The 16,807-nt window shown below is 71.9% G+C and carries 13 protein-coding genes; 7 read left to right on the forward strand and 6 right to left on the reverse strand.

Going from position 1 to position 16,807, the window contains the following annotated elements; genetic code table 11:
• Positions 1–21: 21 nt before the first annotated feature.
• Positions 22–1,080 carry a fatty acid desaturase family protein gene (locus tag ACFYZ8_RS18155; RefSeq protein ID WP_388530059.1) on the reverse strand — a complete coding sequence of 353 codons (1,059 nt, stop codon included), beginning with the start codon at positions 1,078–1,080 and terminating at the stop codon, positions 22–24.
• Positions 1,081–1,531: 451 nt separating this feature from the next.
• Between ACFYZ8_RS18155 and ACFYZ8_RS18160 the strand changes: the two genes are divergently transcribed.
• Together ACFYZ8_RS18160 and ACFYZ8_RS18165 are read left to right on the forward strand one after the other, a co-directional pair.
• On the forward strand, positions 1,532–4,153 hold the full coding sequence (locus ACFYZ8_RS18160; RefSeq protein ID WP_388532059.1) for a DEAD/DEAH box helicase: 2,622 nt from the start codon (positions 1,532–1,534) through the stop codon (positions 4,151–4,153).
• Entirely contained in the window at positions 4,150–5,418 is a 1,269-nt protein-coding gene (locus ACFYZ8_RS18165) for an SWF or SNF family helicase (protein ID WP_388530056.1), read from the forward strand. Before ACFYZ8_RS18160 ends, ACFYZ8_RS18165 begins: the two co-directional genes overlap by 4 nt.
• 508 nt (positions 5,419–5,926) lie before the next feature.
• On the opposite strand, the gene ACFYZ8_RS18170 is transcribed toward ACFYZ8_RS18165, so the two are convergent.
• On the reverse strand, positions 5,927–6,388 hold the full coding sequence (locus ACFYZ8_RS18170) for a hypothetical protein (protein ID WP_388530053.1): 462 nt from the start codon (positions 6,386–6,388) through the stop codon (positions 5,927–5,929).
• A 195-nt stretch (positions 6,389–6,583) separates the two neighbouring features.
• Positions 6,584–7,750, reverse strand: coding sequence for a xylose isomerase (gene xylA / locus ACFYZ8_RS18175; protein ID WP_359036404.1), 1,167 nt, complete (start codon positions 7,748–7,750; stop codon positions 6,584–6,586).
• Positions 7,751–7,909: 159 nt separating this feature from the next.
• On the opposite strand from xylA, the gene xylB reads away from it, so the two are divergent.
• The 5 genes from xylB (at position 7,910) to adh (ending at position 14,438) form a co-directional block, all read left to right on the forward strand.
• Positions 7,910–9,355, forward strand: a complete 1,446-nt coding sequence (gene xylB / locus ACFYZ8_RS18180; protein ID WP_359036406.1) for a xylulokinase — start codon at positions 7,910–7,912, stop codon at positions 9,353–9,355.
• A 7-nt stretch (positions 9,356–9,362) separates the two neighbouring features.
• On the forward strand, positions 9,363–10,571 hold the full coding sequence (locus ACFYZ8_RS18185) for an ROK family protein (RefSeq protein ID WP_388530049.1): 1,209 nt from the start codon (positions 9,363–9,365) through the stop codon (positions 10,569–10,571).
• Positions 10,572–10,880: 309 nt separating this feature from the next.
• Positions 10,881–11,480, forward strand: a complete 600-nt coding sequence (locus ACFYZ8_RS18190) for an N-acetylmuramoyl-L-alanine amidase (RefSeq protein WP_359036410.1) — start codon at positions 10,881–10,883, stop codon at positions 11,478–11,480.
• 97 nt (positions 11,481–11,577) lie between these two features.
• Positions 11,578–12,858, forward strand: coding sequence for a GAF domain-containing protein (locus tag ACFYZ8_RS18195; RefSeq protein ID WP_388530045.1), 1,281 nt, complete (start codon positions 11,578–11,580; stop codon positions 12,856–12,858).
• Between the two features lie 56 nt (positions 12,859–12,914).
• Positions 12,915–14,438 (forward strand): aldehyde dehydrogenase, encoded by a 1,524-nt coding sequence (adh, locus tag ACFYZ8_RS18200; protein WP_388530042.1) that lies wholly within the window; start codon positions 12,915–12,917, stop codon positions 14,436–14,438.
• A 195-nt stretch (positions 14,439–14,633) separates the two neighbouring features.
• Here the strand turns inward: adh and ACFYZ8_RS18205 are convergent, their stop codons facing one another.
• From ACFYZ8_RS18205 to urtE, 3 genes are all read right to left on the reverse strand, one after another.
• Entirely contained in the window at positions 14,634–14,858 is a 225-nt protein-coding gene (locus tag ACFYZ8_RS18205) for a hypothetical protein (protein WP_388530039.1), read from the reverse strand.
• Positions 14,859–15,290: 432 nt separating this feature from the next.
• Complete coding sequence (locus ACFYZ8_RS18210; RefSeq protein ID WP_388530036.1) at positions 15,291–15,932, reverse strand: superoxide dismutase; 642 nt, start codon at positions 15,930–15,932, stop codon at positions 15,291–15,293.
• A 180-nt stretch (positions 15,933–16,112) separates the two neighbouring features.
• Entirely contained in the window at positions 16,113–16,805 is a 693-nt protein-coding gene (urtE, locus tag ACFYZ8_RS18215; protein ID WP_359036418.1) for an urea ABC transporter ATP-binding subunit UrtE, read from the reverse strand.
• Positions 16,806–16,807 lie beyond the last annotated feature (2 nt).

Below are 16,807 nucleotides of genomic sequence, written 5' to 3' on the forward strand. Positions count from 1 at the left end.
CCTCTCGACGGTCCGCCCCTCCTAGTGGTCCGCACGCAGCGGCTCGCCCACCTCGTGCATGTGGCTCAGGGCCTGTCGGTAGGAGTCGACGAGTCCGGTCTCCGTGTACGGGATACCCAGATCCCGGCAGTGGGCGCGCACCAGCGGCTGTGCGAGCCGCAGATGGGGTCGGGGCATGCTGGGGAAGAGGTGGTGCTCGATCTGGTAGTTGAGCCCGCCGAGGAACCAGTCGGTGACCGTGCCGCCGCGGATGTTGCGGGAGGTGAGCACCTGACGGCGCAGGTGCCCCCAGGACTCGCCGTCCGGGTCCGGCATCTCCATGCCCTTGTGGTTGGGGGCGAATGACAGCCCGAGGTGCAGGCCGAACAGTGCCTGGTGGATCGCCGCGAAGGCCAACGCCTTGCCGGGAGACATGGCGGTCAGCAGCAGCGTCGCATAGGCGGCGGCGTGGCCCACCAGCAGAGCGCCCTCGACGACACGCTCCCCCGGTGCCTGTCGGCGCAGGTCCTTGAACCCCTGGATCTTCAGGGCGAGGCCTTCGAGGAGGGTGAGCGGGAAGAACAGCCAGGCCTGGTGGCGGGTGAGCCGGCGCCTGAAGCCGGTACGCCCCTTCGCCTGTTCGCCGGTGAAGACGAGGACGTCGGCGGCGACGTCCGGATCCTTGTCGATGTGGTTGGGGTTGGCGTGGTGGCGGTTGTGTTTGTGGTTCCACCAGGAGTAGCTCATCCCGAGCAGCAGGTTGCCGTGGACGAGGCCGATGAGGCGGCCAATCGCCTTGTCACCGGTGATCTGCGCGTGGCCCGCGTCGTGGCCCATGAAGGCGGTGCGGGCGGAGAACACGGCGAGGAGCGGGGCCAGCAGGAGCGTCCGCCAGGAGTCACCGGACAGGGCGACAGCGGTGACGAGGCCGGCGAGGGTGAGCGTGTTGAAGGCGATGGCCCGGCCGTACCAGTCCTGGCGGCGGTCCAGGAGGCCCTGGCCCTTCACGGCACGCAGGAGGGGCGCGAAGTCGCTTCCGCCGGGCAGGGAGCCGGACGTACCGCGCGGATGGGGCACGAGGGTTGCGGTGCTCTGGGGCATGTCCGGACTCCGGCTCTCTCAGGAAAACGTGCTGACCTGAGGAAACGTACGAACAGATGACCTGTCCCGACCATGCGGCAGCCCCCCTTGTCCGTACGGGGGTCAGCACCGTGCGCGCCGGGGGGTTGATGACACCCCCAAGCGAAGGTGACCTACCGCACCCGCCGTGTGCCCGAGAGGTGATGTACCCTCGACCACCCCGACGACGTAGTCAAATTTGAGGAGTCCCGCGATCTCTGTCCTGAGGTTTCCCGCGGCATCACCGTCCGAGATCTCCGAACTGGCCTCGTGCTGCGCCGTGTTCATACCCGGCGACCCGGCCCGCACGGGCAATGTGGCCTTTTGGCTGCCCGACGGCGCTCCTCCTCCCGCTGTCGCGGCGGGAACGGTCGAGGACCTGACGCTGGTACGGCCCGGCGAGGGCGGTGTGGAGTCGGCAAGCCTGCCGGCGATGATGCTGCCGGTCAGGGCCGCCCTGCCGGTCCTCACGCGTGCGCGTGCCTCCACGCGGGGGCATCGGGCGACCGCGTTCTGGGGTGCCGCGACCGTGCTGGCCCTGCAGTGCGTGGCCCGTGGGCTGCTGCTGCCCGGGCTGTCGCCCACCGACCACGACGCCTGGCGCGTGGGTCCCCTGGGCGCCGCGGACGTCGAGCGGATCCGCCGGCTCGCCGCGGCGATGCCGCCCGAGGCGCACGCCGTACCGCTGAGCACCGACGAGCCGCTCCGGCTGCCCGACCCGGAAGAGCTGCTGCGTGCCTTCCTGGACGCGGTCGCCGACGCGCTGCCGCGCTCCCCCGCCGCGCCCCTCGTGACGGGCGGACCCGCCTACGCCGCCCAGGAGCCTCAGCACGTGCCCGAACACCGTGCGTGGGCGGCGGACGTCGCCGCCGGCCATGACGCGGGCGTACGGGTCTCGTTGCGGATCGAGGTCCGCGGTCCGGCCGACGGGGAGGCACCCGCCTTCCAGGCCGTTCTCCAGGTGCACAGCGTGAGCGATCCGACGATCGTGGCGGACGCCGCCGACGTGTGGGGCGGTGCCACGGCCTTCGGTCCGCACGCGCGGATGGACTGCCTGCTCGCCCTCCGCAGGGCGGCACGCGCATGGCCCCCGCTCGCCCCGCTGCTCTCGGCGGCCGTCCCGGAGGCGGTCGAACTCGCCGACGAGGAGATCACCGACCTGCTCGGAGCGGGCGCGCGAAATCTCTTCGACCTGGGCGTCGAGGTGCACTGGCCGAAGGGCATGGCCAGAGGGCTCACCACGCGCGCGACGGTCGGTCCGCCCGACGACCACCACGACCGGGCCGCGTCGGACACCCCGTCGTTCCTGTCCGCCGACGCCCTGCTCGCGTTCGACTGGTCGTTCGCGCTGGGCGACCAGCGGCTCACACGCGAGGAGCTGGACCGGCTCGCCGAGGCCAGCCGGCCCGTGGTGCGGCTGCGTGACCAGTGGGTGCTGGTCGACCCGCGGGAGGTGCGCCGGGCCCGCGCCCGGCAGGACCACAAGGTGACGCCCGTCGACGCCCTCAGCGCCGCTCTGACGGGCTCGGCGGAGGTCGACGGCCACCGGGTCGAGGTGCGGCCCACGGGGTGGCTGGCGGCCCTGCGGGACCGGCTTGCCGACCCGGAGGCCCAGGATCCCGTCCCCCAACCGGCCGCGCTCACCGCACCCCTTCGGGACTATCAGCGCCGAGGGCTGAACTGGCTGGCCCGGATGACGTCCGCGGGCCTCGGCTGCTGTCTGGCCGACGACATGGGACTCGGCAAGACGATCACCCTGATCGCGCTGCACCTGCACCGGCAGACCGACCCGGCGACCGCGGGTCCCACCCTCGTGGTGTGCCCGACGTCCCTGATGGGCAACTGGCAGCGCGAGATCGAGAAGTTCGCACCGGGTACGCCCGTGCGCCGCTTCCACGGTCCCCGGCGCGAGCTCGACGCCCTGGCAGACGGGGAGTTCGTGCTCACCACGTACGGCACCATGCGCCTGGACGCGCCCCGGCTCGCCGAGGCCGGGTGGGCGATGGTCGTGGCGGACGAGGCGCAGCACGTGAAGAACCCGTACTCGGCGACCGCGCGGGAGCTGCGCTCGATCGGGGCACGCGCACGCGTGGCGCTCACCGGAACCCCGGTGGAGAACAACCTGTCGGAGCTGTGGGCGATCCTCGACTGGACGACGCCGGGCCTGCTGGGCCGGCTCGGCACCTTCCGCGCGCGGTACGCGCAGGCCGTGGAGAGCGGTCAGGACCCGGCCGCCGCGGAGCGTCTCGCCCGGCTGGTGCGCCCCTTCCTGCTGCGGCGCCGCAAGTCGGATCCGGGGATCGCCCCGGAGTTGCCGCCGAAGACCGAGACCGACCGTGCCGTGTCGCTCACCCCGGAACAGACCGGTCTGTACGAGGCCGTGGTGCGCGAGACCCTGGCGGAGATCTCCGGGGCGGACAGCATGGCGCGGCGCGGGCTGATCGTGAAACTGCTGACCGGGCTGAAGCAGATCTGCAACCACCCGGCGCAGTTCCTCAAGGAGGAGCAGCCGAGGATCGCCGGGCGTTCCGGCAAGCTGGAACTGCTGGACGAACTCCTCGACACCATCGTCGCCGAAGGGGCGAGCGTCCTGGTGTTCACGCAGTACGTGCGCATGGCCCGTCTGATCGAGCGGCATCTCGCGGCACGTGGCCTGCCGTCGCAGTTCCTGCACGGCGGGACGCCGGTCCCCCGGCGCGAGGCGATGGTGCGGCGGTTCCAGGACGGCGAAGTGCCCGTGTTCCTGCTGTCGTTGAAGGCGGCGGGCACCGGCCTGAACCTCACCCGGGCCGAGCATGTCGTGCACTACGACCGCTGGTGGAACCCGGCCGTCGAGGCGCAGGCCACCGACCGCGCGTACCGCATCGGCCAGACGCGTCCCGTGCAGGTGCACCGGCTGATCGCCGAGGGGACGGTCGAGGACCGCATTGCCGACATGCTGCGCCGCAAGCGCGAGTTGGCCGACGCGGTGCTCGGCTCCGGTGACGCGGCCCTGACCGAGCTGACGGACGCGGAGCTGGCCGATCTGGTGGAACTGCGAGGAGGGACGCGATGACCGGACACGAGGGTGACATCGAGCGCACGTTCGCGGCGCTGCCGCCGGCCCAGGGGCGGGGGTTCGCGCAGACGTGGTGGGGCCTGGCGTGGCTGCGGGCGCTGGAGGACGCCGCCCTGGACTCGGGGCAGGTGAAGACGGGCCGCAGGCTCGCGCGCGGGGGCGCGGTGGGCGCGGTGTCGGTACGCCCCGGACGCATCACCGCCGTCGTCCAGGACCGGGACCGCACCGCGCACCGCGCCGACGTCCTGCTCGCCGAGCTGTCGGACGAACAGTGGGACCAGATCCTCGACATGGCCGTCGAAAGGGCCGCGCACGTGGCGGCACTGCTGGACCGCGAGATGCCACCGCACCTGGTGGAGGACGCGGCCTCCGCGGGCATCGAACTCCTGCCGGGGCTGGGCGACCTGGAACCCGAGTGCGACTGCGGCGCGTGGGACCACTGCGGGCACACGGCGGCCCTCTGCTACCAGGTGGCCCGGCTGCTGGACCAGGATCCCTTCGTGCTGCTGCTGATGCGCGGTCGCGCCGAAGCCACCCTCCTGGAGGACCTTCAGGCCCGCGGCGCCGCCCCCGCGGAGGAAGCTCCGGAACCTGCGGGGGTGGACGCCGCCGAGGCGTACGCGGCCGGCGACATCCTGCCGCCGCTGCCCGAACCTGCGGAGCTGCCCGAGGAGCCCGGCCTGCCGCCCTCGCCGGCCACCGAAGCCCCGCCGGTCCCGGGACTCGACCCGGTCGCCGTCCGCCATCTGGCCGCCCGGACCGCCGTAGAGGCCCATCGGCTGCTCGCGGAAGCTCTCCGTCCCCCGCCCGGACACTCCGCTTTCGTCCCCGAGTTGACGCTCGCCCAGGACGCGGTACGCCTTGCCGTCGCCGCACCCGACCGGGCGCTGACGGAACGGCTCGCCCATGGGTCGGGCCGCGACCTGGAGTCACTGGCGGAGGCCACGCGCGCGTGGGGGCTCGGGGGTGCTGACGCGCTGTCCGTGCTGGAGGAGGAATGGGCGCCCACGGGCAGCGCACTCGCCCGCGCGCGTGCCGCTCTGGACTCGGCCTGGGACGAGGACGAACGCCCGTCGCTCACGGCGGACGGCAACCGGTGGACGCTCGTCGGCGCACCGGCCCAGGTGCGTCTGGGCCGGGACGGGCGGTGGTGGCCGTACCGGATGGAGCGGGAACGCTGGACACTCGCGGGGCCGGCGGCCCTGGATCCGGCGACGGCTCTGGCCTCGGCGGAGCTCGCCTCGGCCGAACCGCAACGGTAGTTCGGCCGGCCCTGCGTTCATCCGTCCGTCGCACGGCGTACCGAGCGGACCCCAAATCTGGCCGCTGTGACCGAACTTGGTCCCGAGGGGCCCATGTCCCCGCGCCCCGCAGGCCGCGCCGCCGCGGCCGGTGTGCCGCCCGCCCTGGTCGCCGCCCTGGTCGCGGCGGATCCGGCCATGGGCGCCCCCTCCGGCGGGGCGCAACAAGGTGGCCGGCGCAAAGCGTCGCACGTTCCCCGTCCCGGGCTCGACCCGGTGATCGTGAAGATCCGCGTCGCGGGCGACCCCGTTAGGGGCGTGACGAGGCGCCGTACGACTACAACGCGCTCACGGCGTCCCCAAGGGGCTCAACCTCACAGGTGCCGGCTACCTGACCACTCGGCTGCTGCGTTTCTCACTCCCTTCGGGATGACGGACGGAGCCGGGGCGTTCGACGCGGACGGCCGGCTGGTCGGCAGCGGGGTGGAGACGACGGTGACGTACGTCCGTCTGCCGCACCGCCTCTGAGTCACCCGAACACGGACGGCAGCAACGACTCCAGATCGCTCGGCAAACCGCTGGGGAGGTCGCTGGGGAGATCACTCGGGAACTGCGACGGGAGCTCGCTCGGCAACTCGCTGGGCAACCGCGTGGGCAGGCTGAACGACGGCTCGGGAGAACCGCTCGTACTGGTCGACGGAGTCGTGCTCCTGTCGGGCGAGTCGTCGTTCCCGGAGGCCATGAACACCACGACGAGGACGACGGCCACGGCCGCCGCGACCACGGCGAGCAGGGCGAACAGCGGGCTCCGGCGTTTTCTCGGGCCCCTCGGGCCGGGATCGCCGACCGCACCCATCGGCTGGGTCGGCGGCATTCCGCCGTAGGGGTTCGAGCCGTTGCGCCCGAAGTCGTCGGGAGGTGGTCCGAAGCCACCGCCCGGAGGCGGTGTGCCGCCCGGCGGTCCGGGCGGCTGGGGTGGTACCGGCGGCATGGCCATACCGTCCACAGTCGCCTCGATGCGGCCATGGGGCGACCCCCGCGCGGAGGTTGATACGGCCTCATGCCGTGGATCGCATGATTCCGGCACATGTTCCGGAACATTCCGCGCGGAGGTCGCGGCGCATCCCCACGCGCGCGTGCCGTCTGCGGAGCCTCACGGCCGACGGCACACACGCGTGTGCTTCGTTCAGCCGCGCGCACCCAGCAGGTGGTCCATGGCGAGCTGGTCGAGCTGCTCGAAGGCCATGCCGCGTGCGGCGGCCGCCTCCACGTCGAACTCCTCGAAGGCGCTGCGGTCCGCGAGCAGTGCCTTCAGGCCGTCCGCCGCCGTCTGCTGCGCCAGCTCGTCCAGACGCGAGGCGCGCAGCGCCTCCTGGACCTGCGGGTCGGCGCGGAAGGCGGCCGCACGCTCCTTCAGGATGAGGTAGTTGCGCATGCAGCCCGCGGCCGACGCCCACACGCCGTCGAGGTCCTCGGTGCGCGGCGGCTTGAAGTCGAAGTGCTTGGGACCGGCGTAACCGGCGCTCTCCAGGAGGTCGACGAGCCAGAAGGCGGCACGCAGGTCACCGGCGCCGAAGCGGAGGTCCTGGTCGTACTTGATGCCGGACTGACCGTTGAGGTCGATGTGGAAGAGCTTGCCCGCCCACAGGGCCTGCGCGATGCCGTGCGGGAAGTTCAGACCGGCCATCTGCTCGTGGCCGACCTCGGGGTTCACGCCGTACAGCTCGGGGCGCTCCAGGCGCTCGATGAACGCGAGCGCGTGGCCGACCGTGGGCAGCAGGATGTCGCCGCGGGGCTCGTTCGGCTTGGGCTCGATCGCGAACTTCAGGTCGTAGCCCTGCTCGGTGACGTACTCGCCGAGGAGGTCGAAGGCCTCCTTCATGCGGTCGAGGGCGACGCGCACGTCCTTGGCCCCGCCGGACTCGGCGCCCTCGCGGCCGCCCCAGGCGACGTAGGTCTCGGCGCCGAGCTCGACCGCCAGGTCGATGTTGCGGATCGTCTTGCGCAGCGCGTAACGGCGCACGTCGCGGTCGTTGGCGGTGAACGCGCCGTCCTTGAAGACGGGGTGCGTGAAGAGGTTGGTGGTCGCCATCGGCACCTTCATGCCGGTCGCGTCCAGGGCCTCACGGAAGCGCTTGATGTGACCCTCGCGCTCGCTGTCGGAGGACCCGAAGGGGATCAGGTCGTCGTCGTGGAAGGTCACGCCGTGGGCGCCGAGCTCGGCCAGGCGCTGCACCGTCTCGACCGGGTCGAGGGCACGGCGGGTGGCGTCGCCGAACGGGTCCCTTCCCTGCCAGCCGACGGTCCACAGGCCGAAGGTGAACCTGTCCTCGGGGGTGGGCTGGTAGTTCATGACGCGGCTCCTTGCTGCTCCGGACTATTTCGTCATGGCGGTTTACAAATTAGTATGCACACACGTCTCCGGGAAGAGACAAGGTGTCTCCGGAGGGAGACACCAACCGCATCAAGATCATGAGCCGCGCCAAGAGGCCGCGCGAAAAGGGAGAGCCCGATGTCAGCAGCCGAGGGTCCGCTCGTCGTCGGCGTGGACACGTCCACCCAGTCCACCAAGGCCCTGGTGGTCGACGCGGCCACCGGCCAGGTCGTCGCACGCGGCCAGGCACCGCACACCGTGTCCTCCGGGGCCGGCCGCGAGAGCGACCCGCGCCAGTGGTGGGACGCGCTGTCCGAGGCCCTGCGCCAGTGCGGGGACGCCGCGCGCGAGGCCGCCGCGGTGTCGATCGGCGGCCAGCAGCACGGCCTCGTGACGCTGGACGCGCAGGGCGAGCCGGTGCGCCCGGCCCTGTTGTGGAACGACGTTCGCTCGGCGCCGCAGGCCCGGCGCCTGATCGAGGAGCTGGGCGGCCCGAAGGCCTGGGCGGAGCGGACCGGAAGCGTGCCGGGCGCCTCCTTCACGGTGACGAAGTGGGCCTGGCTCGCCGAGCACGAGCCGGAGGCCCTGCGCGCCACGAAGGCCGTCCGTCTGCCCCACGACTACCTCACCGAGCGGCTCACCGGGGAGGGCACCACGGACCGCGGTGACGCCTCCGGCACCGGCTGGTGGGCGTCCGCGACGGAGGCGTACGACAGCGAGATCCTCGCGCACGTGGGTCTCGACCCCGCGCTGCTCCCCCGTGTGGTCCGGCCCGGTGAGGTGGCCGGCACCGTGCGCGACGGCCATGACCTGCCGTTCTCCAAGGGGACCCTGGTCGCCCCGGGCACCGGCGACAACGCGGCCGCCGCGCTGGGGCTCGGGCTGCGTCCCGGGACGCCGGTGATGAGCCTGGGCACCTCGGGCACGGTCTACGCCGTGTCCAAGCACCGCCCCGCCGACCCGACCGGCACCGTGGCGGGCTTCGCCGACGCCCATGGCGACTGGCTGCCGCTGGCCTGCACCCTGAACTGCACTCTCGCCGTGGACCGGGTCGCCGCGCTGCTGGGCCTGGACCGCGAGGCCGTGGAGCCGGTCTCCGGGGTGACCCTGCTGCCCTACCTGGACGGCGAGCGCACCCCGAACCTGCCGAACGCCTCCGGGCTGCTGCACGGCCTGCGGCACGACACCACCGGCGGCCAGCTCCTCCAGGCCGCCTACGACGGTGCCGTGCAGGCGCTGCTCGGGGCGCTGGACCTGGTGCTCGACGAGGACGCCGACCGTTCGACGCCGCTGCTGCTGATCGGCGGTGGCGCCCAGGGCACCGCCTGGCAGCAGACCGTACGACGCCTCTCGGGGCGTCCCGTCCAGGTGCCCGAGGCCAAGGAACTGGTCGCCCTCGGCGCCGCCGCACAGGCCGCGGGGCTGCTGACCGGCGAGGACCCGGGCGCGGTCGCCCGGCGCTGGAACACCGCCGCGGGCCCGGTGCTGGAGGCCGTGGAGCGGGACGACGAGACGCTGGCCCGGATCGCCGGGGTACTCTCCGACGCGGCGCCGCTGCTGGAGCGGGGGACCTCTGAGAAGTGAGGGAGGCATGACGGCACCGCTGCACGACGCCCACCCGGCGGGACCCGGGCGCCGGCTGCCCGACACCCAGCAGGGCATGCGCCGCCGCAACCTGGCCCGCGTGATGCACGCCGTGAGCGCCGAGGGGCCCCTCTCGCGCGCCGCGGTCGCCTCGCGCATCGGCCTGACCCGGGCCGCGGTGTCGACCCTCGTCGATGAACTCGTCCGCTCGGGGCTCCTCGAGGAACTGGGCCCCGAGCGCCCCGGCCGGGTCGGCCGGCCCGGCTCCGCGCTCGCCGTCAGCGGGCGCGGGCCCGCCGGGATAGGCGCCGAGATCGGCGTGGACCACCTCGCGGTCTGCGCGGTCGATCTGCGCGGGCAGGTGCGCTCCCGGGCGGTGCGGTACGGCGCGAACCGGGGCCGCTCCCCCGAGCCGGTGATCGCGGAACTCACCTCCCTGGTACACCGGGTGGTGGCGGAGGCGGAGGGCGAGGGCCTGTGGCCCGCGGGTCTCGCGGTGGCGGTGCCCGGTCTGGTGGCGCGCGACGCCCGGACCGTCGTCCGAGCCCCGAACCTCGACTGGCACGACACGGACCTGGGAACCCTGCTGCCCGAGGACTACCTGCTGACCGTGGGCAACGAGGCCAACTTCGGCGCGCTGGCCGAACTCTGGCTCGGCGACGGTACTCCCCATGACTTCCTGCACGTCTCGGCGGAGATCGGCATCGGCGCGGCACTCGTCGTGGACGGGCAACTGCTGCGCGGCACCCGCGGTTTCGCGGGCGAGCTCGGCCATGTCCCGGTCCGCCCCGACGGCCCCCGGTGCCCGTGCGGCGGGCGCGGCTGTCTGGAGCAGTACGCCGGCGAGGAGGCGGTGTTGCGGGCGGCCGGTCTGGACCTGGGCGAGGACCGGGTCGGACTGCTCGCGCAGCACGCGGCGGACGGCGACGAGGACGTACGAGGCGCCCTGCGCGAGGCCGGGGAGGCGCTCGGCATCGCGCTGACCGGGGCGGTCAACCTGCTGGACCCCGAAGCGGTGGTGCTCGGCGGTGCGCTGGCCGAACTCGCGCCCTGGCTGCTGCCCGCCCTGCGGGACGAGCTGGCCCGGCGCACCGCCGGTCCGGCGTGTCCGGTGTCGGTGTCCCGCCTGGGTTCGGAGGGGCCGCTGCTGGGGGCCGCGCACTCGGTGGTGCGGGCCGTGCTGGACGACCCGGCGGTCGTGGGCGAACGGGCCTGAGCGCCCGTCAACCCACCCCATCGGGTGAGCGGGTTATCCACATTCGCGACGTCGTCCACCGGAACACCGAGGGCTACTCTGCGCCACCGGCACCGGCCGTACCGTGATGCACGTGAGACACGCCGTGCCATGAACGACCGGTCTTCGCGAGGTCCTGTCCGTCCGCGACACCGACCGCACCCGCGTCGCGAAGATCCGCGAGAAACGGCTGCCGGCGCGCGAGACTCACCGCGGAGCGCACGACCGGCTCCGTGACACCGCGGTGGCCCTGCGCGGCTGAACACCGCCCGGACGAAAGGCACTTGAGTCATGGAACGCGCCAGACCCCTGCTCGACAGACGGCGGCTGCTGAAGGGGGCCGTCCTGGCCGCCGTACCGTACGCGCTGTTCCCCGAGGCGTCCGCCGGGGCGGCTCCCCAGCCCGTCGACCACCCGCTCGCCGAGTGGCAGCCGGCCACGCCGTCCAACTTCACGGTGTCGGACCGGCCCTGGTCCTACCCGGTGGACCGGGTGGTCATCCACGTCACCCAGACCTCCTACACGGACGCGCTGGGCATCTTCCGCGACCCGGCGAAGAAGGTGTCCGCCCACTACGTCGTGCGCTCGGCCGACGGTCATGTCGCCCAGTGCGTGCGGGAGTCGGACATCGCCTGGCACGCCGGGAACTGGGACTACAACACACGCAGCATCGGGATCGAGCACGAGGGGTGGGTGGACAGGCCGGCGTACTTCACCGAGGCCCTGTACCAGGAGTCCGCGAAGCTCACGGCGGGGATCTGTGGGAGATACGGCATCCCCAGGGACCGCGCGCATGTCATCGGGCACTACGAGGTGCCGGGCACGGACCACACCGACCCGGGCCCGTACTGGGACTGGGAGCGCTACCTGCGCATGGTCGCAGCCGTGTGAGCCCGGCACCGTTCGGGTGACGCCCGTCCGAGAGGTTGTTTGCGCGCGTACCGGGAGTGACGATGTCCCCAGCCGCATCGTGTTCCGGGAGGCCGAGTTGACCGATCCATGGGTGGCCCTGGAGCCGGGGGCCGACCCTGCCGAGCGTGTCCGGCTGCTGCGGCGCGCGCACGAGACATTCACCGAGGCGGGCACGGTGCAGCGGCCGGTGCGTCCGGTGGTGGCCGACTCGTGGCGGCGTTCCGCGCGAGCCGGTGTCGGGCCCGACGGGACGGCGGACGTCGAACTGAGCGACGGGGACCTCGGTTCGTACCGGGCCGAGCATCCGCTGGCGCGGGTCATGCCGTTGTTCCGCGAGCTGATGGGGACCTTCGCCGCGGACGGGGAGCATCTGCTCGCGGTGTGCGACGAGCACGGCAGGCTGCTGTGGGTCGAAGGGCACCCGAGCACCCGGCGGCAGGCGGAGTGGATGAACTTCGTGCCGGGTGCGCGGTGGGCGGAGACCGCGGTCGGGACGAACGCGCCGGGTACCGCGGTGGCGGTGGACCGGCCGGTGCAGGTGTTCGCGGCGGAGCACTTCATCCGCCGGGTGCAGCCGTGGACCTGCGCGGCGGCGCCGGTGCACGACCCGCGGACCGGGCGGGTGCTGGGGGCCGTCGACATCACCGGCGGGGACGGGCTCGCGCATCCGCACAGCCTGGGCTTCGTCCAGGCGGTCGCGCGGGCCGCCGAGTCACAGCTGGCGCTGCTCCTGCCGCAGCAGCCGGCCACCGACCGGACCGAGCTCAGCGCCCTGGGCCGGGACGAGGCGCTGCTGGCCGGCGGCGGCCGCAGGGTCAGGCTCAGCCGCAGGCACAGCGAGATCCTGGTGCTGCTGTCCCGGCACCCGGAGGGCCTGACCGGTGACGAGTTGCTGTGCGCGCTGTACGAGGACGAGTCGGTGACGCCGGTGACGCTGCGGGCCGAACTGGCGCGGCTGCGCAGGGTCCTCGGACCGGCGCTGCTGGCGTCCCGGCCGTACCGGCTGACCGTGCCGGTCGAGTCGGACGTGGCGGTCGTCGAGCGGCGGCTGGAGAGCGGGGCGGTCGCCGCGGCGGCGACGGGGTATGCCGGCCCGCTGCTGCCGGCCTCGCAGGCTCCGGCGGTGGTGCGGCTCAGGCGCCGGGTCGCGGACGGGCTGCGTTCGGCGTTGGTCGCCCGCCGGGATCCCGACCTGCTGGCGCACTGGGCGCACGCGCCGTGGGGCGAGGACGATGTCGAGGTGTGGCGGGCGCTCGCGGCCGTGCGGCCCACGGCGAGCGTGCGGGCCCGCCTCGCCGCGCTGGAGTCGGAGCTGGCCGCGCCGACGGCAACGTGGTTGCAACGTCCGCGCTCCTAGCCTCACGCGCAGAGCCGCCCAACGGCGGGCGGCGCTGCTGAAGGAGGCTGGCCAGCATGACCCGTTACGCGGCGCCCGGCACCGAGGGCGCGATCGTCTCCTACCAGGCGCGCTACGACCACTTCATCGGTGGGGAGTACGTGCCGCCGGCGCGCGGGCAGTATTTCGAGAACCCGTCTCCGGTGAACGGGCAGCCGTTCACCGAGGTCGCGCGGGGCACCGCGGAGGACGTGGAGCGGGCGCTGGACGCCGCGCACGCCGCCGCCCCGGGCTGGGGCCGGACCTCGGTGACCGAACGCGCCGGCATCCTCCTCAAGATCGCCGACCGCATGGAGGCGAACCTGGAGCAGCTGGCCGTCGCGGAGAGCTGGGAGAACGGAAAGCCGGTGCGCGAGACGCTGGCGGCCGACATTCCCCTCGCCATCGACCACTTCCGGTACTTCGCGGGCGCGATCCGGGCGCAGGAGGGCTCGCTCGGGGAGCTCGACGACGACACGGTGGCCTACCACTTCCATGAGCCCCTCGGGGTGGTCGCGCAGATCATCCCGTGGAACTTCCCGATCCTGATGGCGGTGTGGAAGCTGGCCCCGGCCCTCGCGGCGGGCAACGCGGTCGTCATCAAGCCCGCGGAGCAGACCCCGGCCTCCATCCACTACTGGATGAGTCTGATCGCGGACCTGCTGCCGCCTGGCGTGGTGAACATCGTCAACGGTTTCGGGGTGGAGGCGGGCAAACCGCTCGCGTCGAGCCCGCGGGTGGCGAAGGTGGCGTTCACCGGGGAGACCACCACGGGGCGGCTGATCATGCAGTACGCCTCGGAGAACATCAAGCCGGTCACCCTCGAACTCGGCGGCAAGTCGCCGAACATCTTCTTCGACGACGTGTGGGCGCGGGACGACGACTTCCGCGACAAGGCGCTCGAAGGGTTCACGATGTTCGCCCTCAACCAGGGCGAGGTCTGCACGTGTCCCTCCCGGGCCCTGGTCCAGAGCGGCAACTACGCCGAGTTCATGGAGGCGGCCGTCGCCCGCACCGAACTCATCAGGACGGGCCACCCCCTCGACACCGAGACGATGATCGGGGCACAGGCCTCCAACGATCAGCTGGAGAAGATCCTCTCCTATCTGGACGTCGGCCGGCAGGAGGGGGCGAAGGTCCTCACCGGTGGTGAACGCATCGAGCACGACGGCGAGTTGAAGGGCGGCTACTACGTCCAGCCGACGATCTTCGAGGGCGACAACCGGATGCGAATCTTCCAGGAGGAGATCTTCGGCCCCGTCGTCTCGGTGACGCCCTTCGACGACTTCGACGACGCCCTGAAGATCGCCAACGACACGCTGTACGGCCTCGGGGCGGGCGTGTGGACCCGGGACATGAACACGGCGTACCGGGCGGGACGGGCGATCCAGGCGGGCCGCGTCTGGACCAACTGCTACCACGCCTACCCGGCGCATGCCGCGTTCGGCGGGTACAAGCAGTCGGGGATCGGGCGGGAGACGCACAAGATGATGCTGGAGCACTACCAGCAGACGAAGAACCTTCTTGTCTCGTACAGCCCGAAGAAACTCGGGTTCTTCTAGAGCCTGAAGTCGGTTGCCTGGAGACGTCGTTGCGCTCCAGGCAACCCGAGCTGAGCATCCCCAACCTACGGGCCGCCAGTTTCTTCCCCAGCCTGCCGCAGCGGCGCCGCCGCATCGACCTGGCCCTCTAGGCGGTCATCGCATGCATCCAATGCGCTCAGAACCCAGCAGCACAGGGGCAGCTGATTTTCCCACTCACATGGCGCCGGCATCCTCCGGGACATAGCGCACTTCTGGATGGGCGGGATCAAAACGAGGCATGCCGGCAGGAAGCACCGGTGCCAGAACGCGAAATACATCACGCATGGCATCGTCGGAGAAACCCGTCAGCGTCTCGGTGGACTGGAGTACCGCGCCGCCGGCCCGCCAGTGGAATCGCTCTGCAGAAAGCGCCGCTGGCGGCAAGTCCGGATACCCCACCAAGCCTTCTGCACAGCTCGTCCGGGCACACCGTGATCCCTGAGCAGTAGCCCGGGTCCTTGACGTGCACTGTCGGCCCGTCTCCGCCTCCTCCAAAGAAGAGCAAGTCCCCTGATTCGGGAGCACTTGAAAGCTCCCGCTCCATGAATGACCATTTCTGCGAAACCGGCGAATAATCCAACTCGCGGCTCGATTCATCCCTTTGCGTACACGCGACAGAAGACGCCTGGCCACCCTGCTACGGAACTCCCGATTCCGCCTGCAGTCAGCTCGTCCAGGGATGCGCTTATGAACAGATACATGCCCTAGCCTCACTCCAAAGGGCTCCCGTGAGTCACGTCCTCGCGGGAGCCCTTCGTCCTACCGCCTGCAAGCGAAGGTTGAGAAGACGATCACGAGCAGGACGTCTGTAGCGCCGACGTGCCTACGGCGTCAGGGACGGAGCAGCAGGCTGTCGCCGCGCTCCTTGGCGGACGCGTAACGCTTCGCCACGTCCTGCCAGTTGACGACGGCCCACATGGCGTCGATGAAGTCGACCTTCTGGTTCTTGTACTGCAGGTAGAAGGCGTGCTCCCAGGCGTCGAAGACCAGAAGCGGGGCCGATCCCTGGCCGACGTTGCCCTGGTGGTCGACGACGAGGCGTCCGCTGAGCGGCTCGTAGGCCAGGACGCCCCAGCCGGAACCCTGGGTGGTCGCCGCCGCCTTGGTCAGCTGTGCCTTGAATCCGGAGAAGGAGCCGAAGGACTCCGTGATCGCATCAGCGAGGTCGCCCACGCCGTCGACCGCCAGGGGCTCGCCGCCGCCGTCCTTCGGGCCGGTCATGTTCTGCCAGTAGATGGAGTGCAGGATGTGCCCGGAGAGGTGGAAGGCCAGGCCCTTCTCCAGGCCGTTGATCGAGCCCCACGTCTCCTTGTCGCGGGCCTCCGCCAACTGCTCCAGCGTGTCGTTGGCGCCCTTGACGTAGGCCGCGTGGTGCTTGTCGTGGTGCAGTTCGATGATCTCCGGGCTGATCACGGGCGCGAGCGCCGAGTAGTCGTAGGGAAGCTCCGGGAGCGTGTAGACCGCCGCCGCCATGTCCAATACCCTCCGGGAGTTCGACCGTGCGATGTCGCCTGACGAACCGCGGGTTCGGCTCAGGCGGCACGGGATGCGGTGCACACCGGGCGACTGCGGAACCGGCACGCGGACGGCCCTCGACGGGGATCGGGTTCGCACCGTCGAGGGCCGTCCGTGCACCGGCCGGGCCTCATACGCTCATACGCTGAGCGCGGCGCGTACTTTCTGCTCGGCGCCCGTGCCGCCCTCGCCCGAGGACGTCACCCGGCCCGCCTCCAGGACGTAGTACTGCTGCGCGGCCCGCATGGCGAAGCCGACGTGCTGCTCCACGAGGAGGACCGACAGGCCGCCGCGCCGGGTCAGGGCGAGGATCGTCTCCTCGATCTCGGCGACGACGGACGGCTGGATGCCCTCGGTCGGTTCGTCGAGGAGCAGCAGCCTCGGTCGGGTGATCAGGGCGCGGGCGATGGCGAGTTGCTGCCGTTGGCCTCCGGAGAGCAGACCGGCGCGGCGGCCGGACAGTTCGCGCAGGACGGGGAAGAGGTCCAGGGCCTCGGCGGTCGCCTCCTTGCCGTCGGGGCGTCCGTCGGCGACGAGTTGGAGGTTCTCGGCCGTCGTCAGATGCGGGAAGGACTGCTGGCCCTGGGGGACGTACGCCATGCCGCGGGCCACCCGCTGGTGCGGGGCCAGGCGGGTGATGTCCTCGCCGTCGAGCAGGACGGCGCCGCTTTTCGGCTTGAGCAGGCCCATGGCGACGCGCAGGAGGGTGCTCTTGCCCGCGCCGTTGTGGCCCAGGACGGTGGCGACCGCGTCCTTCGGGACCGAGACCGTGACGCCGTGCAGCACGGTGGTGCGGTCGTAGCCGGCCTGTACGGAACTGATCTCCAGCATGC

The sequence above is a fragment of the Streptomyces sp. NPDC001668 genome, from assembly GCF_042893155.1.
In the GTDB taxonomy this organism is placed as follows: domain Bacteria; phylum Actinomycetota; class Actinomycetes; order Streptomycetales; family Streptomycetaceae; genus Streptomyces.